The organism is Actinophytocola sp., from assembly GCF_036002505.1.
Classification (GTDB): Bacteria; Actinomycetota; Actinomycetes; order Mycobacteriales; family Pseudonocardiaceae; genus DASYTH01.
The window spans coordinates 86,671-112,466 of sequence record NZ_DASYTH010000428.1 but is presented as its reverse complement, the minus strand read 5'-3'; the positions used below and the strand labels follow the sequence as shown (position 1 = coordinate 112,466).

Annotated in this window: 24 protein-coding genes; 10 read left to right on the top strand and 14 right to left on the bottom strand. The window is 70.2% G+C overall.

The features are described from left to right. The first annotated feature begins 166 nt into the window (after positions 1–166). The 3 genes from VGR06_RS38330 to VGR06_RS38320 are packed head-to-tail and all read left to right on the top strand — an operon-like array spanning position 167 to position 3,103. On the top strand, positions 167–1,285 hold the full coding sequence (locus VGR06_RS38330) for a sensor histidine kinase (protein WP_327564130.1): 1,119 nt from the start codon (positions 167–169) through the stop codon (positions 1,283–1,285). Then, positions 1,282–1,932: a response regulator transcription factor gene (locus VGR06_RS38325; protein WP_327564129.1), complete on the top strand. Its 651-nt coding sequence runs from the start codon at positions 1,282–1,284 to the stop codon at positions 1,930–1,932. Before VGR06_RS38330 ends, VGR06_RS38325 begins: the two co-directional genes overlap by 4 nt. 13 nt (positions 1,933–1,945) lie before the next feature. Then, entirely contained in the window at positions 1,946–3,103 is a 1,158-nt protein-coding gene (locus VGR06_RS38320) for a CapA family protein (protein WP_327564128.1), read from the top strand. 111 nt (positions 3,104–3,214) lie between these two features. On the opposite strand, the gene VGR06_RS38315 is transcribed toward VGR06_RS38320, so the two are convergent. From VGR06_RS38315 to VGR06_RS38305, 3 genes are all read right to left on the bottom strand, one after another. After that, positions 3,215–4,267 carry a zinc-dependent alcohol dehydrogenase family protein gene (locus tag VGR06_RS38315; protein WP_327564127.1) on the bottom strand — a complete coding sequence of 351 codons (1,053 nt, stop codon included), beginning with the start codon at positions 4,265–4,267 and terminating at the stop codon, positions 3,215–3,217. Between the two features lie 171 nt (positions 4,268–4,438). Beyond that, positions 4,439–4,978 (bottom strand): flavoprotein, encoded by a 540-nt coding sequence (locus VGR06_RS38310; protein ID WP_327564126.1) that lies wholly within the window; start codon positions 4,976–4,978, stop codon positions 4,439–4,441. After that, positions 4,975–6,336 (bottom strand): helix-turn-helix transcriptional regulator, encoded by a 1,362-nt coding sequence (locus VGR06_RS38305; protein WP_327564125.1) that lies wholly within the window; start codon positions 6,334–6,336, stop codon positions 4,975–4,977. Before VGR06_RS38305 ends, VGR06_RS38310 begins: the two co-directional genes overlap by 4 nt. A 169-nt stretch (positions 6,337–6,505) precedes the next feature. Between VGR06_RS38305 and VGR06_RS38300 the strand changes: the two genes are divergently transcribed. Next, a complete protein-coding gene (locus tag VGR06_RS38300; RefSeq protein WP_327564124.1) occupies positions 6,506–6,745 on the top strand; it encodes a hypothetical protein in 240 nt (79 codons plus the stop codon). A gap of 404 nt (positions 6,746–7,149) precedes the next feature. On the opposite strand, the gene VGR06_RS38295 is transcribed toward VGR06_RS38300, so the two are convergent. Next, positions 7,150–8,085 carry a serine protease gene (locus VGR06_RS38295; protein WP_327564123.1) on the bottom strand — a complete coding sequence of 312 codons (936 nt, stop codon included), beginning with the start codon at positions 8,083–8,085 and terminating at the stop codon, positions 7,150–7,152. A 161-nt stretch (positions 8,086–8,246) separates the two neighbouring features. On the opposite strand from VGR06_RS38295, the gene VGR06_RS38290 reads away from it, so the two are divergent. Both VGR06_RS38290 and VGR06_RS38285 read left to right on the top strand, forming a co-directional pair. Then, a complete protein-coding gene (locus VGR06_RS38290; protein WP_327564189.1) occupies positions 8,247–9,785 on the top strand; it encodes an aldehyde dehydrogenase family protein in 1,539 nt (512 codons plus the stop codon). 6 nt (positions 9,786–9,791) lie between these two features. Continuing rightward, positions 9,792–11,927: a thiamine pyrophosphate-dependent enzyme gene (locus VGR06_RS38285; protein WP_327564122.1), complete on the top strand. Its 2,136-nt coding sequence runs from the start codon at positions 9,792–9,794 to the stop codon at positions 11,925–11,927. Positions 11,928–12,080: 153 nt separating this feature from the next. Here the strand turns inward: VGR06_RS38285 and ligD are convergent, their stop codons facing one another. The 7 genes from ligD to pqqA all read right to left on the bottom strand — a co-directional run bounded on the left by ligD (position 12,081) and on the right by pqqA (position 17,284). Further along, positions 12,081–13,037: a non-homologous end-joining DNA ligase gene (ligD, locus tag VGR06_RS38280; RefSeq protein ID WP_327564121.1), complete on the bottom strand. Its 957-nt coding sequence runs from the start codon at positions 13,035–13,037 to the stop codon at positions 12,081–12,083. An 11-nt stretch (positions 13,038–13,048) separates the two neighbouring features. Then, positions 13,049–14,053: an MASE1 domain-containing protein gene (locus tag VGR06_RS38275; protein WP_327564120.1), complete on the bottom strand. Its 1,005-nt coding sequence runs from the start codon at positions 14,051–14,053 to the stop codon at positions 13,049–13,051. 73 nt (positions 14,054–14,126) lie between these two features. Beyond that, on the bottom strand, positions 14,127–14,999 hold the full coding sequence (gene pqqB / locus VGR06_RS38270) for a pyrroloquinoline quinone biosynthesis protein PqqB (RefSeq protein ID WP_327564119.1): 873 nt from the start codon (positions 14,997–14,999) through the stop codon (positions 14,127–14,129). A gap of 91 nt (positions 15,000–15,090) precedes the next feature. Further along, complete coding sequence (gene pqqE, locus VGR06_RS38265; protein ID WP_327564118.1) at positions 15,091–16,167, bottom strand: pyrroloquinoline quinone biosynthesis protein PqqE; 1,077 nt, start codon at positions 16,165–16,167, stop codon at positions 15,091–15,093. After that, positions 16,158–16,424, bottom strand: coding sequence for a pyrroloquinoline quinone biosynthesis peptide chaperone PqqD (pqqD, locus tag VGR06_RS38260; protein ID WP_327564117.1), 267 nt, complete (start codon positions 16,422–16,424; stop codon positions 16,158–16,160). The genes pqqE and pqqD overlap by 10 nt, the downstream gene beginning before the upstream one ends. Then, positions 16,411–17,118: a pyrroloquinoline-quinone synthase PqqC gene (gene pqqC / locus VGR06_RS38255; RefSeq protein ID WP_327564116.1), complete on the bottom strand. Its 708-nt coding sequence runs from the start codon at positions 17,116–17,118 to the stop codon at positions 16,411–16,413. The genes pqqD and pqqC overlap by 14 nt, the downstream gene beginning before the upstream one ends. Before the next feature lie 64 nt (positions 17,119–17,182). Next, positions 17,183–17,284 carry a pyrroloquinoline quinone precursor peptide PqqA gene (gene pqqA, locus VGR06_RS38250; protein WP_327564115.1) on the bottom strand — a complete coding sequence of 34 codons (102 nt, stop codon included), beginning with the start codon at positions 17,282–17,284 and terminating at the stop codon, positions 17,183–17,185. A 251-nt stretch (positions 17,285–17,535) separates the two neighbouring features. Here pqqA and VGR06_RS38245 point away from each other — a divergent pair, with 251 nt between their 5' ends. The 3 genes from VGR06_RS38245 (at position 17,536) to VGR06_RS38235 (ending at position 21,006) form a co-directional block, all read left to right on the top strand. Next, a complete protein-coding gene (locus VGR06_RS38245; RefSeq protein WP_327564114.1) occupies positions 17,536–18,594 on the top strand; it encodes a calcium-binding protein in 1,059 nt (352 codons plus the stop codon). A gap of 123 nt (positions 18,595–18,717) precedes the next feature. Continuing rightward, positions 18,718–19,689: an NAD-dependent epimerase/dehydratase family protein gene (locus VGR06_RS38240; RefSeq protein WP_327564113.1), complete on the top strand. Its 972-nt coding sequence runs from the start codon at positions 18,718–18,720 to the stop codon at positions 19,687–19,689. A gap of 204 nt (positions 19,690–19,893) precedes the next feature. Beyond that, positions 19,894–21,006 carry an MFS transporter gene (locus VGR06_RS38235; protein WP_327564112.1) on the top strand — a complete coding sequence of 371 codons (1,113 nt, stop codon included), beginning with the start codon at positions 19,894–19,896 and terminating at the stop codon, positions 21,004–21,006. Here VGR06_RS38235 and VGR06_RS38230 read toward each other — a convergent pair. Both VGR06_RS38230 and VGR06_RS38225 read right to left on the bottom strand, forming a co-directional pair. Continuing rightward, a complete protein-coding gene (locus tag VGR06_RS38230) occupies positions 20,900–21,424 on the bottom strand; it encodes a hypothetical protein (RefSeq protein WP_327564111.1) in 525 nt (174 codons plus the stop codon). The genes VGR06_RS38235 and VGR06_RS38230 overlap by 107 nt on opposite strands. Before the next feature lie 283 nt (positions 21,425–21,707). Next, positions 21,708–23,258, bottom strand: coding sequence for a cellulose binding domain-containing protein (locus VGR06_RS38225; protein ID WP_327564110.1), 1,551 nt, complete (start codon positions 23,256–23,258; stop codon positions 21,708–21,710). A gap of 156 nt (positions 23,259–23,414) precedes the next feature. Between VGR06_RS38225 and VGR06_RS38220 the strand changes: the two genes are divergently transcribed. Further along, on the top strand, positions 23,415–24,458 hold the full coding sequence (locus VGR06_RS38220; protein WP_327564109.1) for a helix-turn-helix domain-containing protein: 1,044 nt from the start codon (positions 23,415–23,417) through the stop codon (positions 24,456–24,458). On the opposite strand, the gene VGR06_RS38215 is transcribed toward VGR06_RS38220, so the two are convergent. Then, complete coding sequence (locus VGR06_RS38215) at positions 24,439–25,791, bottom strand: cellulose binding domain-containing protein (protein ID WP_327564108.1); 1,353 nt, start codon at positions 25,789–25,791, stop codon at positions 24,439–24,441. The genes VGR06_RS38220 and VGR06_RS38215 overlap by 20 nt on opposite strands. Between the last annotated feature and the right edge of the window lie 5 nt (positions 25,792–25,796).

Sequence of the window (25,796 nt, the reverse complement as noted above, 5' to 3'; positions counted from 1 at the left end):
CCACCCCGGCGCGGCCGGCGAGTCGGTACAGCGTTGACGGTGGCACGACGGACCTCCTGACCTCGACCAAGTGCCGCCGACGCTAGGCATGCGATCCGGTGCACGGTAAGTGCCGACCGGTTGGCCGGAGGTCATGTGCCTTGCGGCCACCGTATTGTCGGCGCCCATGGAGGCCGGCGCGCCGAGACTGCTGCCCTGGGTGACGTCGATCCTGTACGCCGCGGTGCTGGTGGCCGGTGTGGCGTTCGCGGTCGCGGGGCTGTGCCCGGAACCGCCGATGGTGCCGCGGCTGGCCGGGTTCGTTGCGGTGCTGGGTTTCCTGATCGGGCTGGAGGTGCTGGAGCGGCGCCTCCCCGCCGCGCGCCCGATCGCGGTCGGGTTGCTGGCGGTGCGGCTGGTGGCGTTCTGGGCGGTCGGCGAGCTGGAGTGCTCCGGGTTCTCCCGCATTCTGTACGTGCTGGTGCCGTTCCTGGCGTACTTCTCACTGGGCCGAGCGGCGGGCTACGCGCTGGCCGGACTGGTGGCGGGCGGGCTGGTAGTGCGGCTCTCCCTCACCACACCGGGCTGGTACACCGATCAGGAGCAGATCTCCGACGTGCTGATGCTCGGCACCGGCCTGGTTCTGGCGGTGTCCATGGCCGCGGTGGCGGCGCGGGCCGAACGCCTGGCCGCGAGCGCCGCCGAGCTGGCCACGGCCACCGAGCGCAACCGGTTGACCCGGGACATCCACGACAGCCTCGGCCACCATTTGACCGTGATCGCCGTGCAGCTGGAGAAGGTCGAAGCGTTTCGACAGCGGGATCCGGCCGCGGCGGACCAGGCCCTCGCCGACGCCCGGCTGTCCACGAAGTACGCCCTGGAAGAGGTCCGCCAGTCGGTCGGCGCGCTGCACGACGCGGGGACCTTCGCGCTGGGCACCGCGTTGCGCAAGCTGGTGGCGGGAATGGACGGGCGGCTGGCCGTCGAGCTGGACGTCGTAGGCGACGAGAAGCGGTTCGCCAGCCCGGCTTTGCTGGTTTTGTACCGCGCGGCGCAGGAGGGTCTGACCAACGCCCGCCGGCACTCCGGGGCGACCCGGGTGACCGTGCGGGTGCGGCTCGCCGAGGACGCCGCCAGCCTGACCGTCGACGACGACGGGCGGGGCCTGGACGGCGCCGAACCCGGCTTCGGCCTGCGCGGGATGGAGGAGCGGGTGCGCTCGGCCGGCGGCTCGCTCTCCATCGAGAGCGCCCCGGGCCGGGGCACCCGCCTGGTCGCCTCGGTTCCCGCCCGGGGGCAGCGGTGACCGCGGCGCCGATCCGCGTGCTGGTGGCCGATGACCAGCGGTTGATCCGCGAGGGAATCGCTTCGCTACTGGGGATCCAGCCCGGCATCGCGGTGGTCGGCACCGCCGGGGGCGGTGCCGAGGCGGTGGAGCGGGCGGTGGCACTCGAGGCCGACGTGGTGCTGATGGACGTGCGGATGCCGGGCATGGACGGGGTGGCGGCCGCCGCGGCGCTGCGCGGGCGGGCGCCGGGCTGCCGGGTGCTGATGCTGACCACGTTCGACGACGAGGAGTACGTCGTCGAAGCGCTTCGATCGGGGGCCAGCGGGTACCTGCTCAAGGACCTCCCGGCGGCCGACCTCGCCCAGGCGGTGCGGATGGCGCATGCCGGCGTGCACCAGTTCGACCCCTCGGTGACCACCCGCCTGGTTTCCGCCCTGGACAAGCGATCCACCGCGGAACCGTCCACAGCCGACGTCAAGCTGACCGCACGCGAGGTGGCGGTGCTGCGGCTGATCGCGGCCGGCGCCACGAACCGGGAGATCGCCACCCGGCTGGCGGTCAGCGAGGGCACCGTGAAGAACCACGTGTCCAGCATCCTGAGCCGGCTGGGCCTGCGGGACCGCACCCAGGCGGCCATCTACGCACACGATCATCACCTGCTCTGAGACACTCCCCGCCATGCGCACGCAGCCGCTCGCCGGCGTCCTGGCCGCCGCGCTGCTCGCGGCCGGGTGCTCGACGATCGCGGGCCAGCCGACCCCGCCACCGAGCACCTTCCAGCAACTCCCGGCCTCGTCGCTGCCGGTGACCCCGCCGGACGGCACCCCGCCCGCCATCACGATCGCCGCGGTCGGCGACATCCTGATGGGCAGCGCACCCGACCGGCTGCCGCCGAACAACGGCCGCGGCTTCTTCGACCGCGTCGCCGAAGCGCTTCGATCCGACCTGACCATGGGAAATCTGGAGACGCCGCTGACCGATGCGACCGGGTCGACCAAGTGCCAGAAACCGCCGCCGCCCAGCACCTCCGCACCGCCACCCGGCGGACCGCCGGCCAAGGAGACCTGCTTCGCCTTCCGGTTGCCGCCGGCCTACGCCACCGTGCTCCGCGACGGCGGCTTCCACGTGCTCAACCTGGCCAACAACCACACCAACGACGCCGGCCCGGCCGGCCTGCGCGACACCCGGGCCGCGCTCGGCACCGCCGGCCTGAAACCCACCGGCGGCGCCGGCGAGATCGCCGTGCACCAGGCGAACGGCATCACGGTCGCGGTGCTCGGCTTCGGTCCGTACGCGTGGATGCAGAGCGTCACCGACCTCGACGCGGCCACCCGGCTGGTGCGCCGAGCGTCCGAGCAGGCCGACCTGGTCGTGGTGAACATGCACGTCGGCGGCGAGGGCGCGGACCACCAGCACGTCAAGCCCGGCACCGAGATCTTCCTCGGCGAGAACCGCGGCGACCCCATGGGGTTCGCCCACCGCGTGGTGGACGCCGGCGCCGACCTCGTGGTCGGGCACAGCCCGCACGTGCTGCGCGGCATGGAGTTCTACAAAGGACGGTTGATCGCCTACAGCATGGGCAACTTCGCCGGCTACAAGGTGCTCAGCACCTCCTACCCGCTCGGCGTCGGCGCGGTCCTGCGGGCCACCCTGGCCAGGGACGGCACCTGGGTGCGCGGCACCCTGGTCGGCACCGAGATGATCAACGGCGGCATCCCCGCCACCGACAGCCGGGGCAAGGCGCTGACCCTGGTCCGCGACCTCTCCGCGGCCGACCTGCCGTCCTCGGCCGTCTCCGTCGGACCGGACGGCGCGCTCAGCCCGCCCACGGCATGAGCTTGCGAATGCCGAGGCGAGGGAGTTGGCCCACCACGACGAGGGCAGGCCGAGGAACGAGGTCTGCCCGAGGAGTGGTCCTGGTGACCCGCCGCGCGAGGCGACCCAGGACTATGGCCAACATTCCCGAGCTGAAGAGCACGGCTCGATGATCGTCACGCCGCTGCCGGGCGCGGAACCCATGGCCACCAAGGCTTCCGGTGCGGCGTCGAGGCCGATCGTCCGGGTCACCAGGAGGTCCGGCCGCAGCACCCCGGACGTGACCAGGTCGAGCATCGGCGGGTAGGCGTGCGCGGGCATGCCGTGGCTGCCGAGGATGGTGAGCTCGTAGGCGATCACCCGGGCCATCGGCAGCGGCGGGTCCACGGGCAGCAGGCCGACCTGGAGGTGCCGGCCGTGCCGGCGCAGGCAGTTGACCGACGCCGCAGCCGTGGCCGGGCTGCCCAGCGCGTCCAGCGACAGGTGTGCGCCGCCGCCGGTCAGGTCCACAATGGACGATGCGGTGTCGCCGGTCGAGCCGTCCAGGCACACCTCGGCGCCCAGCGTGCCGGCCAGGTCGAGGGCCGGCGCGGCGATGTCCACCGCGACGACACGCGCGCCGGCGGCCGCCGCGACCATGACCGCGGAGAGCCCGACGCCGCCGCAGCCGTGCACCGCGACCCACTCCCCCGGCGCCACCCGGCCCTGCGTCACCACCGCCCGGAACGCCGTGGCGAACCGGCAGCCCAGGCTCGCCGCGGTGCCGAACGGCAGCGACTCCGGGATGCCGACCAGGTTCACGTCCGCGTGCTCGATCAGCACATACTCGGCGAACGAGCCCCAGTGCGTGAACCCGGGTTGAGTCTGCCGCTCGCACACCTGCTGGGCGCCGCGCGCACAGGCGGCACAGGTCCCGCAGGCACAGATGAACGGCACCGTGACCCGATCCCCGGGCCGCCAGCGGGTCACCCGATCCCCCACCGCCGCAACGATTCCGGCCAGCTCGTGCCCGGGCACGTGCGGCGGCCGGATGTCCGGGTCGTGCCCCTGCCAGCCGTGCCAGTCGCTGCGGCACAACCCGGTGGCCTCGACCCCGATCACCGCTCCGAGCCGGGACGGCGCCGGGTCCGGGACCTCGCGCACCTCCGGCAGCTGACCGAACTCCTCGTAGATCACCGCCCGCACCGGCCCATCATGCCCTGGACCGCCTGACCTCTGCCGAAGCCTGCGATGAATGACTCATTCACTGCGGCTGGCGCACTGAATGAGTCATTCATCGCATCGCTGACCATACCATCAGCCACATGTGTCACATCAGCCACTTGCTGCCACAAGTAGGCGTAGGGCCAGCCGTGCTCACTCTGCGGCTTGTTCGTTGTGAAGTGCGTCCACCACCCGGCGCCAATCGAAGGAGTATTCGGCGGATTTCATCCGTATGACCTCATTCGGCAGCACAATCACGCCCCACTCACCCAGCGTGCGCAGGTTTCGCTCGAATGTCGGATGGGCCGCAAGGCTGGACTTGACGTACGGCACCACAGTAATCGGAAGTTTGAGTCCTATGGCTTCATTCATCAGCCCCAATGCGAAGGTATCGCTAACACCAGCCACCCACTTATTTATCGTATTGAACGTCGCGGGGACAACTAAGATGGCATCAGCCAAGGGCAACGTTTCCGGGGTGCCCGGCTGTTTGTAGTCGTGACGCACAGGATACCCGGTCTGCTCAGCGAGTGCAGCGCCGTCAATCCAACCAGCGGCACGCGGGGTGGCAATCACGCAAACTGTCCGGTCTTGTTCCTGTAGAAGTTCAACTAGTTCACCGACTGCTTGAGCAGGCGGTGCGGCGCAGACGACCAGATACAGTACTCGTGTTGGCCGTGGCGATCCTGTCATGGCGCAACTCCGGCCCTGGCTGCAAGAGCACGCAAACCAGGAGTGGCACTTTTGCGTTCGCGAGCCAACAAAGTGGTCAACAGTGCTCGAGCGGTGGCGTTTCGAGAAACGGTTTGCTTGGCAACGCGCTCGGCTTCCAGAAGATGCAAGACCGCCAAACTGTCGTCACCTTGCCCTGCCGAGGCCCATCCCAACTCCAGATGTACCTGTGAACGCCGACCACGCAGTACGGCCGGTAATCCATCGGTGTCAATACGCTCGCCAAGCTGCAAGGCTGTGCGTGAATCGCCAAGTGCAACATGCACCGCGAGTTCATGGATGACGATGTTCGTTGGGCCGAACGCCGTCCATAGCCAATTGCCGTCTTGGCCGAGCCGTTCAGCCAGCCGTGCAGCAGTATGCAAGTTTTTCCTGGCGGCTTGACCATCGCCGCGGCGCGCCGCGGTGACTGCCAAGAGCAACAAAAGTGCACCATGGGCGGAGATACTATCCTCAATGCTCGGTTGAACAGAGGTCACGCGCCTGGCAACGTGCTCCACCGCTTGGACGGCAGTCTGTTCGGCGTCGGCGAGATGGCCACTTCCCAGCAAGGCACAGGCGACTTGGTACTGAGCAATGCCGATAAGCCCGAAGCGGTTTGTCTCCCGGGCAAGCCGCAAAGTGCGGTCGGCCGCCACCCACGCGAGGCTACTATCTCCCACCTTGGTCGCCAATTTGGCAGCAGCGAGGTAGGCAGCGGCCGTGATGTGCATGGGGATATTGACGCTCGGATGTGCTCCTTCGATGCGATTTATGACCAGTGGCAGCAATCGAGCAGCACCGTCATAGTCAGCACTTTGGTACAACTGATGCGCTTGGTGGACGCCTGCTTCAAGCTGCGTAGGACTCGGCACTGCCTCTCGTGGCGAGAGTCGCTCACGATCCGGTTGATGGCCCAGCAGCGCCCGGCGAAGCCCCTCCAGCTCCGGCATATCAACCCGATCGACACCGCCACCGTGCCCATGGGTGGGTGCCAGACCTGGCAGACCACGAAGTGCAGCCGCCTTGGCCCGAACCGATGCCAGGCGCTGTTCACGCTCCCGCTGCTCATGCTCAACCTTGGCGGCCTCCAGTTCCAGGAAGGCGGCAACAAGGGCTCCGCCAGCGTCGCAGGCAGCATCTACCGCCCGCCAGAATCGTTCGTCTGCTCTGGCTCGCCCCTTCTCGATGTGATTGATGGTGGTGCGGTCGCAGATGGCGATCTTGGCGAGCTGGCCCTGGGTTACCTCGACCGCTAGGCGGAAGGTAGCAAGCTGCGTACCGAGCGAGCGCCGCAACTCGGCGATGGCATCCGGTTCCCTTGCCATGTCGTCGTTCACGCCTCACGGTGCTCGGTGGTCAGCGGGCGTATCGAGCATAACTCCTGGTGATTAAGGGTGTGCCAGCGGCGCACACAGGGTTACTCACTGTCCTCGCTTGCTGGTTTCGTGATTCACAAGGCACCTGGCCTGGGTGCCACCCACGGGACAACGGAAGTGCAAAGAGGTCATGTTCGAGCTGTTCAAGGTAACCAGTTGGGCCAGTGCCCGGGCAGGCTGCCCAATGAAGCACAGCGTCAGCGCCAGCGATGAGGTGGAGTTCACCTTCGGCAGAGGATCGCACAGCTTCGATTTCATTTTCGATGCCGAGGCGCTCAGGAGGTTCATAGCTCTGGCCGTCGAAGCCCTCGCCGATATGGACGCCCGACGTGTACAGGAGCAGGCCCAGGACGCGGCCGCGTTGCCCTGAGGAGTCCTTCGCGCCATCAACTGGTTGGGCCTTGCGAGGAGGGCTGGTGTGATTCCTGAGAGCGGTAGCGGTGCAGCTGCGGAGGCGTGCGGGCCGGAGCTGATTAGGAGACGCCCTCCGTGCTGCGTACCAGGATATTGACGCCCACCTGACCGCCGAACTCTGCAAGCTCAGCCTGCACCTCCATAACTTTGTCGAGCGGAGGCTGGTGGCCGAAGCTGTCGATGGGATACCCCCGGGTCCGGAGGAAGGGTTCCGACTGGGCGAGCACATGGTCCACGTGGGCTCAGCCCTGGTGGTGGACTCCAGAAGCGGCCGCGAAGTGGGTAACCATTGAACGCCGCACATGAAAAAGGCCGGGCCCCGGAGTGGATGAAGCCGGGGCCCGACGACTGGGGTGCGGATCAGGGCTGGCTGACCCAGTAGTTGATGAAGGACATGACGTCCGGGTTGAACCGGGTGCCGCTGTTGTAGGCGGTGTCCCACACGCCGGTGGTGTGGATGCCGGTGACGCACCAGCCGCCGCACAGGCCCGGAGTCACGGAGTTGTAGTGGTAGATCGGCGAACCGCTCTGCCCCGGCGCGGTGTCGTTCCAGTAGAACAGCCGGGTGGCGGTCTGCTGGGTCGAGTAGTCGCCGTCCCACCAGTTCGTCCCGTACGGCTTGTCGCCCGGGTAGCCCTCGACGTAGAAGTACTGGTTCACCAGGTTCTCGCCGGTGTTGTACCACCAGCCGAACCAGCCGACCGTGTTGCCGATGTCGCAGGTGAGCTTGATCAGGCCGTAGTCGTAGTCCACCGAGCCGGTGCTGATGTAGTTGTACGTGGTCCACACGTCGGCGATGCCGCCGCTGCACGACCCGTAGGGCTCGGCGCTGCCGTTCTTGCCGGGCGCCACGCGGTAGCTGGTGACCCAGCCGCCGTGGTAGACGCAGTGGCCCGCGGTCACCAGCACGTCGCGGCTGAGCATGAACCCGGTGCAGCCGCCCTGGTTGGTGGACAGGTGCGCGATCGCCCGCCACGGGTAGCCGTACGGGTCGGACTCCTGGACCCGGTCGTCCGTGCCGATCACCGAGTCGGCCGAGAAGCCGCCGGGCTTCGTCTTGTCCGCCGGCTTGCCGGCGAGCCCGTTGCCCGAGCTGCCCGCGGACGAGGACTTTCCTTGGGTCAGCACGGTTCTGGGCACCGTGATGGTCTTGCCGGCACCATTGACCATGACGATCCCGTCCGATGGCGCCGGCGCTTTCTCCGGCCCGGCCTGGGCGACCGTCGCCGGCGCCAGTGCCAGCGTGGCCACCCCGGCCAGCACCAGCACGCCGCGACGAAGTGTCCGAACGTTCATTGAGACATCACTCCCACAGGTTTCGGCGGCTCCCTGCCGCTCCGGGAAACCAGAGGGCGCGCCGCCCGGCGGAGTACTCCCGGCGCCCGATCGCGGCCGACCGCTGCCCGTTGGGGCGCCGGTGGTCCGCGGGCGGGCAGTACGGTGGGCGGGTGCGGACGATGAGCTCGGTGATCGACGGCAAGCCGCTCGACGGCGGCGAGGAGTACCTGTCCCGCAACCCCGCGAGGCTCGACGACGTGGTGGCCGCCGTGCGGCTGGCCGGCGCCGAAGCGCTTCGACAGGCGGCGGAGTCGGGCCGGCGGGCGCAGCGGGAGTGGGCCGCGGTGCCAGCCCCGGTGCGCGGCCGGGCGGTCGCGGCGCTCGGGCGGCTGGTCGAGGCCAACGCCGAGACCCTGGCCCGGCTGGTGACCAGGGAGATCGGCAAACCGCTGGCCGAGGCCCGCGGTGAGGTCCAGGAAATCGTGGACACCTGCGACTTCTTCCTCGGCGAGGGCCGCCGGCTCTACGGCCAGACCGTGCCCTCGGAGATGCCGGACAAGCAGCTGTTCACGTTCCGGGTGCCGGTCGGGGTGGCCGCGGTGATCACCGCCGGCAACTTCCCGGTCGCGGTGCCGGCCTGGTACCTGGTGCCCGCGCTGCTGTGCGGCAACGCCGTGGTGTGGAAGCCGGCCGAGTACGCCTCGGCGAGCGCCCTGGCCCTGGCCGAGCTGGCCTGGCGGGCCGGCCTGCCCACCGGCGTGCTCAACCTGGTCGCCGCCAGTGGACAGTCCACTTTCGACGGTCTGGGCGCGGCGCTGGCCGCGGGTTTGGTGGACAAGGTGGGCTTCACCGGCTCCAGCGCGGTGGGCACCCGGATCGGCGAGCTGTGCGGGCGGTACCTGCAGTCGCCCTGCCTGGAGCTGGGCGGCAAGAACCCGATGGTGATCACCCCGGACGCCGAGCTCGACCTGGCCGTGGAGGGCGCGCTGTTCTCCGGGTTCGGCACCGCCGGCCAGCGCTGCACCTCGCTCGGCACGGTGATCGTCCACGAGGACGTGCACGACGAGTTCCTGAGCCGCTTCGACGCCGCGGTGCGCTCGGCGGCGGTCGGCGACCCCACCGGCGACGTGCTCTACGGCCCCATGCTGGACGCGAAGTTCGCCAGCTCCTACGAGGACGTGCTCGGCTGGGTCGGCGACCACCACACGGTTCTCGGCTCCACCGGCACCGGCCGGATCACCACGGGCAACCCGCGCAACGGGTTCACCGGGGACGGCGGCCTGTACTACCACCCGGTGGTGCTGGACGGGGTGCGGCCGGACGACCGGATCTTCACCGAGGAGACGTTCGGCCCGATCGTCGGCGTGACCACGTACCGCACCCTGGACGGGGCGATCGAGCTGGCGAACGCGCCGGGCTACGGGCTGTCGTCGTCGATCTACACCACCGATCCGGCCAGCGCCTTCCGGTTCCGGCAGGGCGTGGGCGCCGGCATGGTCAGCGTGAACAACTCCACCTCCGGCGCCGAGGCGCACCTGCCGTTCGGCGGCAACGGCCGGTCCGGCAACGGCAGCCGGCAGTCCGGCATGTGGGTGCTCGACCAGTTCACCCGCTGGCAGGCGATGAACTGGGACTTCTCCGGCCGGCTGCAGAAGGCGCAGCTGGACGTGGCTACCGTCGAGCCGGACCTGGGCTACCGGCTGTCTACAGAGGACTGACCGGCGATGGCCGAGCCGATCGACGGCTATTTCCTGGACACGGTGGCGGCGCTTTCCCCACGGGAGCGCCGGGATCCGGGCCTTCCGGTTGACGGCTCGCTGACCGGCGCCCGCTGCCTGGAGCTGTTCGACGCCCAACTCGGCAGCCGGCACCTGGATCTGGCCGCACGGGACCTGGGCGCGGCCGGAAAGGGTTACTACACCATCGGTTCCTCGGGCCACGAGGGCAACGCCGCGGTGGCGGCGGCGCTGCGCCCGACGGACCCGGCGCTGCTGCACTACCGTTCCGGGGCGTTCTACCTGGAGCGGGCCCGCCAGGTGCCGGGCAGCACACCGCTGCTGGACGTACTGCTGGGGGTGACCGCCGCGGCCGCCGAGCCGATCGCCGGCGGGCGGCACAAGGTGTTCGGCCACCGCGCGCTCTCGATCATCCCGCAGACCTCGACGATCGCCTCACACCTGCCGCGCGCGGTGGGTCTGGCGTTCGGCCTCGAGCGCGCCGCCCGGCTCGGCCTCGCCTGCCCGTGGCCGGCCGACGCCGTCGTGCTGGCCAGCTTCGGCGACGCCTCGGTGAACCACTCGACCGCGCTGGGCGCGTTCAACTCGGCCCGGCACTGCGCATACCAGAAGCTCCCGCTGCCGCTGCTGTTCGTATGCGAGGACAACGGGATCGGCATCAGCGTGCGCACCCCGCCGGGCTGGATCCAGAGTGTCTACTCAGGACAATCCGGCCTGCGGTACTTCGCCGCCGACGGCACCGACCTGCCCGACACGGCGCGGGTCGCCGCCGAGGCCGCCGAGTGGGTGCGGGCCAACCGGGCGCCCGCGTTCCTGCACCTGACGATGGTGCGGTTGCTCGGCCACGCGGGGTCCGATGTGGAGAGTGCGTACCGCGAGCCGGCCGAGCTCGAGGCCGACCGGCGCCGCGACCCGGTGCTCCGTACCGCGATCATGCTGGTGGAACGGGGATTGCTGACACCGGCCGAGATTCTGCTGCGGTACGAGGAGAAGCGGGCGGAGGTGGCCACGCTCGCCGAACAGGCCGCGGCGTCCCCGAAGCTCGCGAGCGCGGCGGAGGTGATGGCGCCGCTGGTGCACCGGGAGCCGCCGCCGGTCACCGTTCCGGTCAGCTCCGACCGGCTCACCCTGGCCCAGGGCGTCAACCGGGCGCTGGCCGACCTGCTGGCCGAGCACCCGGACGTGCTGGTGTTCGGCGAGGACGTGGCACGCAAGGGCGGCGTCTACGGCGTCACCCGCGGCCTGCTCAAGAAGTTCGGCGCGGCAAGGGTTTTCGACACGCTGCTGGACGAGCAGAGCATCCTCGGCACGGCGCTCGGCACCGCACTGTGCGGCTTCCTGCCGGTCGCCGAGATCCAGTACCTGGCCTACCTGCACAACGCCGCCGACCAGATCCGCGGCGAAGCCGCCACCCTGCGGTTCTTCTCGACCGGCCGGTACACCAACCCCATGATCATCCGGATCGCCGGCTACGGCTATCAGAAGGGCTTCGGTGGCCACTTCCACAACGACAACGCGGTCGCCGCGCTCCGCGACATCCCCGGCCTGGTGATCGCCTCCCCGTCCCGCGCCGACGACGCCGCCGCCATGCTCCGCACCTGCGCCACAGCGTCCAAACTGGACGGCCGGGTCTGCGTGTTCCTCGAGCCCATCGCCCTCTACCACACCCGCGACCTGCACACCGAGGGCGACGGCCAATGGCTGGCCCCCGCCGGCGGCGACCCCGTCCCCCTCGGCCGCGCCCGCGTGTACGGCACCGGCACCGACCTCACCCTGGTCAGCTTCGCCAACGGGGTCCCGATGAGCCTCCGCGTGGCCCGCCGCCTGGCCGACCGCGCCGTCGACTGCCGCGTCCTCGACCTGCGCTGGCTCGCCCCCCTCCCGGTCGACGACCTCCTCCAAGCAGCCGCCGCCACCGGCCGCGTGCTCATCGTCGACGAAACCCGCCGCACCGGCGGCGTCTCCGAAGCCGTGATCACCGCCCTCACCGACGCCGGCTTCCCCGGTGCCATCCGCCGCGTCACCAGCGAAGACAGCTTCATCCCCCTCGGCCCCGCCGCCCATCACGTCCTGCTCGACGAGCCGACCATCCTGCACGCCGCCCTCACCATGCTCGACCCCTAAACCCCGCGTGTTGGCCTCTCACGTCGTTGTGTTGGCGCCTCACGTCGTTGTATTGGCCTGCCACGCGGGCCAGCCCACCGACACGTTCGCGCCACGAGCCAACATGCCGACGCCAGCAGCCAACATGGCTACGCCAGGCGCAAACACGCCGGGTCAGGCGTCCTCGCCGGGGTCCTGGGCGCCTTCGCGTTCGTCGCGGTCGGCCCACTCCAGCAGGGGCTCCAGCGAGAACACCGCGTCGTCGATGCCTTCGTGGAGGTCGCCGAGTTTGGCGAAGCGGTCGGGGACGGTGGCGATGGTGAACTCGCGCAGGTCGACGTCGTCTACTTCGGACCAGGTGATCGGGGTGGAGACGGTGCCCTCGGGGTTGCCGCGGACCGAGTAGGCGCTGGCGATCGTGTGGTCGCGGGCGTTCTGGTTGTAGTCGACGAAGAGCATGGTGGGATCGCGGTCCTTGCGCCACCAGGTGGTGGTGACGTCGTCGGGGGCGCGGCGTTCCACTTCGCGGGCGAAGGCGAGGGCGGCGCGGCGGACGTCGGAGAATCCCCAGTCGGGTTTGATCCGGACGTAGATGTGCATGCCGTGGCCGCCGGAGGTCTTCGGCCAGCCGACCGCGCCCAGCTCGTCGAGGATCTCGTGGGCCACGTGGGCGACCCGGCGGACGGTGTCGAAACCGCACTGCGGCATGGGATCCAGGTCGATCCGCCACTCGTCCGGCTGCTCCGTGTCGGCGCGCCGGGAGTTCCACGGGTGGAACTCCACAGTGGACATCTGCACCGCCCAGATCACGTGGGCGAGCTCGGTGACGCACAGTTCGTCGGCGTGCCGGCCGTAGCGCGGGAAGTGCACGCGCACGGTCGACAGCCACGGCGGCGCGCCGTGCGGCACGCGCTTCTGGTGCACCTTGTCACCGGACACACCGGACGGGAAGCGGTGCAGCATGCACGGCCGCTCGCGCAGCGCCCGGACGATGCCGTCGCCCACGGAGAGGTAGTAGTTGGCCAGGTCGAGCTTGGTCTCACCACGGGCCGGGAAGTACACCCGGTCCGGGTTGGAGATTCGCACCGTCCGGTGCCCGACCTCGAGCTCCACCGCGGAATCTTTGCCCACGATCGGAGAAACTAGCTGATCTGCTTGTCCCGCGCGGCCCGCGCCCGCAGCACGTTCTCCAGCCGGCTGTCCCGCAGCAGGCTGTACGGCTCCAGCGAGGCCACCGCGTCGGTCAGCTGGACGACGGCCCGCTCCACGCTGTGCTGCGCCTCGTTGCGCTGGGTGGTGATCGCGGCGAGCAGCAGCGCGGTGAGCGCGGTGGAGGCGTTGAACGCCTGCAGGGCGATCATCTTGTCCAGCACGTCGAGACGGGCGAACGGTCCTATGCCCTTGGCCGCGCCGTAGGCCGCGGCGAGGGACATGAGCAGCGCGCACGGCGCCGCGCCGCGCAGCTGGAACCGCACCGCGGCCCAGACGAGCAGCGGGAACGCGAGGAAGAACAGCGGCATCCGGGTCTGGTTCGCCAGCACCAGGACGCCGGCGATGGCCAGCGGCAGGCTCACCGCCTCGGTCATGCGCAGCACCGGCACCCGCCCGCGCCAGCGGATCCGGCTGATCACCAGCAGCGTCGGGGTGACGACCAGCACGCCCATCGCGTCGCCGGTCCACCACACCGACCACGCGGCCCAGAACCCTCCCGGCGGCAGGGCGTCCGACAGCCACAGCGTGCTCACCCCGACCGTGGCACTGATCAGCATCCCGCCGAAGGCACCGACGAAGACCAGCGCGAAGGCGTCCTTGAGCCGGTCCATCCCGTGGTGGAACCCGATCCGGTCGAGCAGCAGGCAGGCGACCAACGGCGCGACGGTGTTGCCGGCGGTGATGACCAGCACCGCGGGCAGGGACGGCCCGAGCGGCAGGTTGACCAGGAACGCCCCGAGCGCGATGCCGGGCCAGCAACGGCGGCCATGCACCAGCAGGCAGGCGAGCGCGATGCCGGTCGGCAGCCACAGCGGAGTGATCTGGCCGCGCACCAGGGCAAGTTGCAACCCGAGCTCCGCGGCGACGTAGTAACCGCCGGCCAGGGCCAGGTTCCACAGGCCCCACGTGAGCCGGTCGCGCACCACCGGGGTCACCCGAACTGCCTCCTTCGCTCCCCCGCCCGACATTGTGCGCGAACGCCCGAAGTCCGGACAATGGTCCAACGACCTACAGGGTGAGCTCGGTGCCGTCCGGCGGCGCCGCCGCTCCGCCGGCGAGCACGACGGCGTGCTCGGGTCCGGCGGGGTCCAGGATCGGGTTGGTGTTGTTGAGGTGCGTGTACACCCAGCGGACGCCCGGATGCGCGGCGATCCGGGCGAGGCTCCCCTCCGGCCCGGCGATCGGGATGTGTCCCATCGCGCGTTGCACATTGTCCAGTTTTCCGCCGGTGGCGCCGGACATCTCGGCGGGTGAGTAGAAGGTGCCGTCGAGCACGACGCAGGTGGCCCCCGCGACGAGGTCGTCGAAGCGCTTCGACCACTCGGCCAGGCACGGCGCGTAGACCAGCACTCCCCCGGTCGCCGGGTCCTCGATCCGGTAGGCGACCACCCACGGTCCGTCCACATCGGACCGAACGTACCTGGGTCGCTTGCTGCCGACCGGCACGGCGGTGACCCGCAGGCCGTCCACCTCGACGGCACCGGCCGGCTGCCAGTCCCAGCCCCCGTACCGCGCCGCGATGTCGCGCAGCGGGAAGTCCGCGCGCAGCGCCGTGAGCACCGCGTCCGGTGCCCAGACCCGCAGCCCGGCGCCCTCCCGGAGCATGGCCAGGCCGAGCGAGTGGTCCAGCTCGGCGTCGGTGAGGAACGCCCCGCGCACCGGCGTGTCCCGCGGCCCCGGCCCGGCGGCGAGCGGCTTGGCGCCGAGGAGCTGCGTCCGGATGTCCGGCGAGACGTTGACCAGGTACCAGCCGCGACCGTCCGCGCTCACTGCCAGGCAGTCCTGGGTGCGCGGCGGCAGCCCGGCGGTGCACATCCGGCAGGCGCAGTTCCACTGCGGGAAGCCGCCGCCGGCCGCGGTGCCGAGCAGCAGCACCTTCATGCCAGCACCTCGCAAGCTCGGTTCTGGCAAACCTTGGCGCCTCGCAGGCTCGGCGCCGGGGCAGTGCTGAATGGTTCGCTCGCACGCTCGCTCACCGCGGGGCTCCGGCGCGCATGACGAACGGCGGGTCGGCCGGCGCCGCCAGGATCGCGTCGACCAACTGGCGGTCGGGCGAGAGCGAGCAGACCGGATCGGTCGCGGCCGCGTCGCCGGTGAGCAGGAACGCCTGGCACCGGCAGCCGCCGAAGTCGATCGTCCTTCGTGGACACTCCCGGCACGGCGCGCGCATCCAGTCCTCGCCGCGGAAGGCGTTGAACGACGAGGAGTCGTACCAGATCTCGGCCAGCGGCCGGTCCCGGACGTTGTCCAGGGCGAGCGTGGTGATCGCCGACGCCGCCGGGCAGGGCAGCACGTCGCCGTTGGGCGCCACGGTGAGCTGCCGCGCACCCCAGCCGTACATGCACGGCTTCGGGTGCGCCTCGTAGTAGTCGGACACCACGTAGACGATCTCCATCCGCCCGCGCAGCCGCTCCTTTGCCGCCCGGACAACGGGTTCCGCGGCTGCGAGCTGCTCGGGCGTGGGCATCAGCGCGGCCCGGTTGCGCAGGGCCCAGCCGTAGTACTGGGTGTTGGCCAGTTCCAGCCGGTCCGCGCCGAGCCGCTCGGCCAGCTCGATCAGCGGCCCGACCTGGTGGTGGTTCGCCCGGTGCAGCACCACGTTCACGGTCAGCGGCAGGTCGAAGCGCTTCACCACGTCGGCCGCGGCGAGCTTGCGGGCGTGCGCGGTCGTGCCGGCGATCCGGTCGGCCAACTCGGTGTCGGCGCCCTGCACGGACAGCTGGACGTGCGCGATGCCGGCCTCGGCCAGCCGCGCCAGTTTCGGCTCGGTCAGGCCCAGCCCGCTGGTCACCAGGTTCACGTAGCAGCCGAGGTCGGAGGCGCGCGCCACCAGCTCGACCAGGTCGTGGCGGGCCAGCGGTTCCCCACCGGACATGTGCACCTGGAGCACACCCAGGTCGCGGGCCTGGTCGAGCACGCCGAGCCACTGCCCGGTGCCGAGCTCCTCCTTGCCGCGCACCAAGTCGAGCGGGTTGGAGCAGTACGGGCAGTGCAGCGGGCAGCGGTGCGTCAGCTCGGCCAGCAGGCCCAGTGGCGGGCTCACGTCCATTCGACCACCCGCCGCTCGCCGAACCGGTCGAGCACGCCGGTGACGTCGGCGTCCCGAACCCCTTGGTACCGCTTGGCCAGCGCGGCCACGATCTGCTCCACAGTGGACTCTCCGTCGCACAGCTCGAGCACCGCCGCGGCGGTGGGGTTGGGCACCAGCACGCCCTCCGGAAACAGCAGCACGTGCGTCTCGCGCACCCGGTCGTAGGTGAGCCGCACCCCGCGCCGCAGCCTCGGCCGCGAGTCAGGCCGGATCATGCGATGCACCCCGTTCGATGGCGTCCAGCATGGACCAGAGGACGTCGCACTTGAAGGACAGCGCGGCGATCGCGGCCTCCTGCTGGGCCCGGGTGACGCAGTGCCGCACCACGATGTCGATCGTATCCCTGCCCTCGCCGGAGACCGCGTCGATCCGGTTGGTGAAGTAGGCCAGGTCGTCCTGGCCGATCCACGGGTAGTTGGCCAGCATGTCGGCAACCCGTTGGCGCATCAGGTGTCCGGCGAACATCTCGGTCAGGCTGGAGGCGACCGCCTCGAGCCAGGGCCGGGTGCGCGCGAACGTCACGTAGGCGTCGACGGCGAACCGCACACCGGGAAGCACGTGCCGCTCGGACAGCACCTCGTCCCGGATCAGCCCGACCGCCTCGCACAGCCGGAGCCACCGCTCCCGGCCGCCGTCGCCGTTCGCCGACCCGTCGTGGTAGGCGATCCGGGGCAGCCACTGCCGGCGGATGTCGGGCAGCGGGCAGTTGGCGATGATCGCCGCGTCCTTCTGCGGCAGGATGCTCTGGTAGTACCAGCGGTTCGCCGCCCACCGCCGCAGCTCAGCCTTGCTCAGCTCACCGGCGTGCAGGCGCCGGTGGAACGGGTGGGTGCCCCAGTAACGATGGGAGAGTCCGCGCAGCGCCGTGACCAGCTCCGCGCCGGTCAGCGGCGGGTCGGCCGTGGGCAAGGGCGTACCTCCAGGGGTTTGGGCCGAGCGGGAACCGGGACGCGGCCGGCCCCCGCCCCGCCGGTCAGTCCTCCATCCGGGCCACGTACGCCGTGACCTCCATCGGAGTCTCGTACTCGACGAAGTCCGGAGTGGTCCAGACCTCGTACTCAGGGGTTTCGATCATCTTCCGCTCCTCGGATCAGTGAGTGAGTGGACTCCCCCAGGTTAGGAGTGCCGCGCGGCGAATTGCTAGTCCTGCCAAGGTTTCCGGAAACTCGCGTCCCCCTGAGTGGGACATGTTCGTCCACATGTCACAGACAGTCATGGCAGAGATCGGATGAATTCGAGCCGTTAGCCCGATCGGCGGTACGTCGGTCTCGACGGCATGTGCTTAGCTGACAGGAAAACGCTTTCCTAACCCCCGGGGAGGTGCCCATGGCCGTGTCCGCCCGTGCGGCTCGCCGCGTTCCGCTCGTTCTGCTCGGCTGCCTTGCGCTGGCCGCCACCGGATTGACCGGTCCCGCGGCCGCCACCCCGGCAGCTCCGATCACCCCGGCCGGCAGTTGTTTCGGGAGTACCACGGTGAACAACGTGATGGCGGCGCAGAACTGGCGGCCCCTGCACCCGGCCAAGTGGGAGTTCCCCGGCGATCAGGTGATCCTCGCCGAGCGGGGCGACAACCCGGGCCCGCCACGCCGGCCGTTCGAGTACGCCACGCTGCTCTCCGGCCCCGAGTTCGCCTCGGTGCGGATCGACGCCGAGGTTCGCATCGACGAGCCGGTCACCCGCAACGACCGCGACGTGATCATCATCTTCAGCTGGCGGTCGGACACCGAGTTCAACTACGCGCACCTGTCCCAGGACAACACGATCTACCCGCACAACGGGATCTTCGTGGTCAACAACGCCGACCGGCTGCGCATCGACGACCAGTGGCTGAACAGCAACCCGAACATCGGCGCCGAACCGTCGATCCGCGACACCGAGTGGCACCGCGTCCGGGTCACGCACTGCGTGGAGACCGGCCGGATCGAGGTCTTCGTCGACGACCTCTCCAAGCCCCGGATGACCGCCACCTCCACGACCCTCACCTCCGGCCGCGTCGGCTTCGGCTCCTTCGACAACTTCGGCCGCATGCGCAACCTCACGGTCACCGGCACCGACGAGCGCGACGTCTGCGGCGGCCGCACCCCGACCGTCCTCGGCACCGACCGTGCCGACGCCCTGCACGGCACACCGGGCGACGACGTGATCAACGGAAAGGGCGGCACCGACGCCATCGCCGGCCAGGGCGGCGACGACATCATCTGCGGCGGCGACGGCACCGACCTGATCAGCGGCGGCCCGGGCGACGACGTGATCTACGGCGGCACCGGCCGGGACGTGATCAGCGGCGGCTCCGGCAACGACACCCTCCACGGCGGCCCCGACCAGGATCTGCTGTCCGGCGGCTCCGGCCAGAACACCGTGGACCAGGACGGCCCGGCCCGCTGACGCCGACCGGGCACCGGTCCCGAACGTCGAACTCAGTTGCTGGAAGGTCGAACTCGGTTGCTGGAGCGTCGAACTCGCGGGTCTCCTACGCTGTGGCGGTGGCCAGCTGAAAGGAGAGACACCATGCGGGTGACCGTGATCGGTGGGACCGGACACATCGGCAGCTACCTGGTGCCGCGGCTGGTGACCGCCGGCCACGAGGTGACCGTGCTGGCTCGCGGCGAGCGCGCGCCGTACCACGAAGACGCGGCGTGGCAACGGGTTCAGCGGGTGCGGGTGGACCGGGACGCCGAGGACGCCGCCGGCGTGTTCGGCAAGCGGGTGGCTGAGCTGGACGCCGACGCGGTGATCGACCTGGTCTGCTTCACCGTGGACAGCGCCCGGCAGCTGGCCGAGGCGCTGCGGGGGCGCACCGGGCTGCTGCTGCACTGCGGCACGATCTGGGTGCACGGCCCGCTGGCCGCGGTCCCGGTCACCGAGGACGCGCCACGCGCGCCGTTCGGCGACTACGGCATCGCCAAGTCCGCCATCGAGGAGTACCTGCTGGCCGAGTCGCGGCGCGGCGGCGTGCCCACCACCGTGCTGCACGCCGGGCACATCGTCGGACCCGGGTGGGCGCCGTGCAATCCGGCCGGCAACTTCGACCTCGGCCTGTTCGGCGCGCTGGCCCGCGGCGAGGAGGTCGCGCTGCCGAACTTCGGCCTGGAGACGCTGCACCACGTGCACGCCGACGACGTGGCCCAGGCGTTCCAGCGGGCGCTGAACCGGCGCTCGGCCGCGGCCGGCGAGGCGTTCCACGCGGTGTCCCCGCAGGCGCTGACCGTGCGCGGGTACGCCGAGGCGGTGGCGGGCTGGTTCGGGCACGAGCCGAGTCTGCGGTTCGAGCCGTTCGACAGCTGGGCGGGCGGGGTCGACCCGGAGGTCGCCAAGACCAGCTGGGAGCACCTGGCGCACAGCCCGAACATGAGCATCGAGAAGGCCCGCTCACTGCTCGGCTACGCGCCGCGGTACTCGTCGCTGCAGGCCATCCGTGAGTCACTGGCCTGGCTGATCGACCGCGGCGAGGTGGACACCGGCGGCCGCACCCTGACCTGAATTGCGATGAACGACGCTTTCCTCACGCCCAGCGCGAGGAACGACGCTTTCATCGCACCGGCCAAAACCGATTGCGGCGCCGCGCGTCCGGGATACGCTCGTGCCATGCCGTTTCTTTGACGCACCGTACCGCCCCGGGCTCGCCGGCTCGTCCGGCTGAGCCTCACCTGGTCCGCCGCCAGCGAGATCATTCCGCTGTACCCGTTGTACGCGTTGCTGTTCGCCGACACCGGGTTGTCCGGCACACAGATCTCGGTGCTGTTCATGATCTGGTCGGTCACCGGCTTCGTCGCCGAGGTGCCCACCGGCGCGCTGGCCGACCGGTTCTCCCGGCGGGCCGCCCTGGTGGCCGCCGGCGTGCTGCAGGCCGCCGGGTACCTCCTCTGGGTGCTGGCGCCCGGTTTCCCCGGGTTCGCGGCCGGCTTCGTGATCTGGAGCGTGGGCGGCGCGCTGGCCAGCGGCGCGTTCGAGGCGCTGCTCTACGACGGCATGGTGGCGGCCCGCGCCGAGTCGGCCTACCCCGCGGTGTACGGCCGCTCGGAGGCGCTCGAGCTGCTGGCCCAGCTGCCCGCGGCCGGCATCGCCACCGTGCTGTTCTCCCTCGGCCACTACCAGTTGGTGGCCTGGGCGAGCGTGGCCTCCTGCCTGATCTCCGCCATGATCGCCACCCGGCTGCCCGAACCACCCCGGCAGCACGGCAAGGACGACGAGGACGGCGAGCCCGCCGGATACCTGGCCACCCTGCGAGCCGGCGTGGCCGAGGCGGCGGGGAGTTCCGCGGTGCGGGCCGCGCTGATCGCCGTCGCCGTGCTGTCCGGAGTGGACGCACTGGAGGAGTACTTCCCGCTGCTGGCCGCGGACTGGGGTGTGCCGGAGGGCGTCGTTCCGGTTGCGACACTGGGCATTCCGCTGGCCGGGGCGGCGGGTGCCGCACTCGGCGGGGTGGCCGGGCGGCTCCGCCCGGCCGCGCTCGGCGCCGTGCTCGGCGCGGCCGCGGTGCTGTTCGCCGGGACCGGGCTGCTGCGGCTGCCGGCCGGGCTGCTCGGGGTGGCGGTGTTCTACGGCCTGTACCGGATGGCCGTCGTGGTCACCGACTCCCGGTTGCAGCAGCGGATCACCGGGCCGGCGCGGGCGACCGTCACCTCGGCCGCGGCGCTGGCGACCGAGGTGATGGCGCTGCTGGTGTTCGGTGTCTGGGCGGTGGGCGGGATCATGCCGGTGGCGGCACTGATTCTGCTGACCGCCGTGGGGCTACCACGTCTACTTCGGGCTCCTGACCGTGGAACCGCGCCGCGATCACCAGACCGGCCGCGATGAACACCAGGTTCTTGATGACGAACTCGCCCTCGGTGGTGAGCATGAGCGGGTTGCCGTGCTGGAACGTCACTTCCGGCTGCATGACCAGGGAGAGGAACGTGCCGGCCAGATGCGCCACCAGGGCCGCGCAGACCAGGGTCAGAAACCGGCCGGAGATCAGCGCGAGTCCGATCGCGACCTCGAACCAGCCCAGCGCCGGCACCACCCAGTGCCGGTCGAACCAGGGCAGGGTGCGGGCGACGAAATCGCCGACCGGGGTGTTGCCGGCGATCTTGAGCGCGCCGAACCAGACGAACACCAGCCCGATCGACAGGCGCAGCAACGGCAGGCTGATGCGGCGCAGTTTCCCAATGGCCGTCGCCTCGACCGAACGCAACCGCGGCGCCAGACCATTGGTCGTGGAAGTTCCACTCTCCAACACAATACACTCCCCGACTTAAGCGAATATTCTGCAGTCACGCGCCCATGGCCAGTGTGCATCGAGAATCGGTGGAATTCCTATACCCCTAGGGAGGTTTGACCAACAATAAATTGATGTTATCACTGGAACAATTCCACGTATCGGCAGATTGGAATCGTTCCATTAATACAGCCGTTCAATATCTGGACCTGATTGCACTTTACCAAGTCATTGGCATTGGGCAAGGTGCACAACAAAAGGTGGGGTGGCCGAGCATGCCGGCCACCCCACCTTCACCCGGTCAGAAACCTGCTGTGACTCTGGTGAAATCCCAGTTGTTCTGGGCGATCCCGCTGCAGTCGGAGACCACCCCGCCACCCGGACACGGCCGGTCGCGGTTGACCGACCAGAACGCCAGCCGGGCCAGGCCGTGCGACTTCGCCCAGTCCCGGATCTGCGTCCAGATAGCAAGGCTGGTCAGCTCCTGCTGGTCGGAAAGTCCGTTCATGCCCGATATGCCCATGTGCGCGTAGGCCAGCGCGTCGGACCAGCCGAACGCGGTCTTCAGCGCGTTCTTGAGGCCCTCGGCGGCGTTGACCGTGTTCTGGAACATGTTCGCGCCGCCGCCGAAATCGAACGGCATGATCGTGAACACGTCCACGTTCGCGGCCAGCGCCCGCGCCTGGTTGATCAGCCGGGTGCCCCAGAAGTTGGGGCCGCTGGTCGTGGTGCCGAACGTGACGATGGTCTTCACCGACGGGTTGTTCTGCTTGATGATCTTCAGCGCGTTCAGGATGCGGTCCTGCACGACCTCGCTCTCGAACTCGTCGGTGTTCTCGATGTCGATGTCGATCGCCTTGAGGTTGTAGGCGTTGATGACCTGCTGGTACGCCCCGGCGAGCGCGGTCGCGCTGGAGCAGTTCGGGCCGAGCTTGTTGCCGCTCCAGCCGCCGAAAGACGGGATGACGTCGCCGCCGGCCGCCCGGATCGCGTTGATCGTGGACTGGTCCACGCCGCCGGTCAGCGGCCGGTTGCTGTCCCAGGCCGGGGTGCAGCCGCCGCCGGAGAGCATGAACGCCAGCGTGAACCACTTGACCCCGGTCGCGCTCATCACCGTGGCCGGGCTCGGCGGGTTGCCCCAGCCGAGGTACAGGTAGGGCGCGCCCGGTCCGCCCTGCGGCGTGGTGCAGCCGCCGGTCGTGGCGCTCACCGCGCCGCTCTTCGCCGATTCGCCGACGCTGTTGAACGCCGCCACGGTGTAGCTGTGCGACGAGCAGGTGCCCAGGCCGGAGACGGTGGCCGAGGTGCCGGTCGCGGTGGCACGCACCGTGGTGCCCTCGTAGACGCGGTACCCGCTGACCGTGCCGCTGGACGCGCCCCAGGACAGCGAGATCGAGGAGTTCGTGGTGCCGGTGACGCTGGGCGTCCCCGGTGTCGTCGGTGCTCCGGGATTGCTCGGCCCTCCACTGCAGCTGTCGCCGTTGAATGTGCAGTTCAGCACCCCGCCGGAGAAGTTGCCGGGGCTGCCGTTGAACCCGAACGTGGTGCTCGCGCCGGCCGGCAGGGTCGGCGCCCAGCTCGGGTTGCTGAACGTGAAATGCTGCCCGCTGCCGCCGCGCACCGCGTCCCAGGACGAGGTGATGGAGAATCCGGCGGGCAGGTCGAACGCCACCGTCCAGCCATTGATGGCGCTGGTCGTGCCGTTGGTGATGGTGAACTTGCCCTCGAATCCGGTCCCCCAGTCCTGGACTTTCGTGAATGTGGCGGTCGCGGGGGCAGCATTGGCCGTGGTGGGAACGAAGGCCACGGCTGCCAGCGCGGCGGCCACGGCTATCGGGAACAGTCGTCGCATGACGGGTCTCCTCGCAGGCAGGGGTATGCGGGGTCCGGTCGTTGAACGGTCGTTAACCGCTGGTGGTAGTGTGGTCTAGACCATATGGCGTTGTCAATGTCTAGACCAATAACCGCTGACTGGGGTATTCACGAGCGCACCATTACAGGGGCAGCAATGGAGCTGGACAGCCTTGGAGTGACGCCGGCCGAGCAGCAGCTCTACGAGCTTCTGCTGGCCAACCCCGACCCCACCCTGGCCGAGCTGGCCGGGCTCACCGGGCTCGGCGCCTCCCGGCTGCGCGTGCTGCTGAGATCACTGGCGGACAAGGGTCTCGTGGCCCGGAACGGCGGCCGGCCGGCGCGGTTCGCCCCGTCCCCGCCGGACATCGCGGTGGAGGTGCTGGCCCTGCGCCGCCAGCAGGAGATCGAGCACGCCCGCCTGCTCGGAGTGGTCTTCTGCCAACGGGTCCAGCCGCGCAGCTGGTCCACCGTGGAGTCTCCGGTGGCGGTGGTGCACGGGCGCGCGGCGGTCGGGCACCGGTTCCGGCAGCTGCAGGAGCTGGCCCGGCGGGAGCTGCTGATCCTGGACAAGCCGCCGTACGTGGTCGAGCCGGACGGCGACCAGCACGAGCTGCAGCAGGAGCTGCTGGCCCGCGGGGTGCGCTACCGGACGATCTACGACCGGGACGCGCTCGGGCCGGCCGAACGGGTGGAGAAGCTGCGGCAGCTCGCGGCGCGCGGCGAGGAGGCCCGGGTGCTGGCCGGAGTGCCGATGAAGCTGGTGATCGCCGACGGCCGGGTCGGCCTCGCCCCGCACGACCTGCCGGGCACCGACCCGGTCACCGGGACCGCCGTGCTGATCCGCGCGTCCGCCCTGCTGGACGGGCTGGTCACGCTGTTCGAAACGCTGTGGGAGCAGGCCACCCCGATGTGGCCGCAGCACCGGTTCGCCGCCGGCCACGACCCCGCCGAACCGCTGAGCTCGCGGGACCAGCAGCTGCTGGCACTGCTCGCCGCCGGCCTCACCGACCAGGCGATCGCCCGCAAGCTCGGTGTGGCGCTGCGCACGGTCGAGCGCCGGGTCCGCCGCATGATGGACGGACTCGGCGCCCGCACCCGGTTCCAAGCCGGTCTCCAGGCGGCCGCCCGCGGCCTGTACGGGTCGGAGGGAGAGCCCGACGACCGGGACGGCAGCCGGCTCAGCCCCGGAACCCCTTGAAGATTTTGGTGAACTCGAACGTCGACTGGCTGATGCTGCTGCACGTCGGGGACACGCCGCCGCCCGGGCAGCCGCCGTTGTCCCGGCCCACCGACCAGAACGCGAGCAGTCCGACGTGGTTGGCCGTGGCCCAGTCGACGAGCTTGCGGGCATGCGCCTGGGTGAAGGTCTTGCCGTTGAAGTTGCGGCCGATCATCGGGGTGACCCCGAGCATCCGCTTCGCCTCCGCGTCGGACTTTCCCGGCCAGATCTGCTTGACCTGGTTGAGGCTGGCCTGCGCGGCGGCGATCACCGCGTCGCCCCAGTCCGGCCGCGAGCTGCCGAACTCCATGGTCATCGGGTTCACCGTGACGTTCACGCCCCGGGCCGCCGCGCTCTGCAGCACCTGCACCGAGTACGGGTCCATGCCGAAGTCGTCGCCCTGCACCCGCATCGTGTAGCTGATCGTGGTGCCGCGCTCCCGCTGCAGTTGCGCCAGCGCCGTGTTCACCATGTCCTGCGGGATGGTGGCCTCGACGTCCACGTCGAGATGGTTGCTGCCCACGGTGTCCAGCACCCGCTTGTAGGCGGCCAGCAGCGCGGCGGAACTGGTGCAGGTGTACTCCAGGTACGGCCCGGCCGCGCCGCCGGTGGCGACCACGACGTCACCGCCGGCCGCCTGCAACGCCCGGACGTCGTTGACAATCCGGCTGTCGTTGATCGGGATCGTGCCGCCCCAGGACGGGTTGCAGCCGGTTGAGTCGGCCAGCGCGAACGCCAGCGTGAACACCTTGTGCCCGGTCGCGTTGGCCACCGACACCAGCGACGGGGTGCTCATCGTGATGTCGATGTAGGGCGCCGCCCGGACGCTGCCGGCCGGCGGCGGGGTCGTCGAGGTGGTCGTCGTCGTGGTGGTGCTACGGGTGGTCGTCGTCGTGCTGGTGGGCGGGGCGCCCCCGCAGGGTTGCCCGTCGAGCTTGCAGCTCGCCGGGTTCGCCGTGCCGGACACGTTGAAACCGAAGGAGGTCGTGCCGCCGGCCGGGACGTTGCCGTTGTACTCCCGGTTGACGAACGTGTAATGGTTGCCGCTGCTGGTCAGCAGCGAGTCCCAGAACGTGCCGACCGAGCTGCCGGCGGCCAGGTCGAACTCGACCCGCCAGCCGGACAGCGCCGAGGTGCCCGCGGCGATCGTGTACCGCGCGGTGTACCCGGTGTCCCAGCTGGAATCCTTGCTGAAGGTCGCGGTGGGGCTGGTGGCCGCGCCGGCCGGCGCGGTCTGGGTCAGCGCCACGATCAGCAGGGAGGCGCACGAAGCCGCCAGGGCGGCGAGAATGCCGTTGCGACTGCGGGACATGGCGG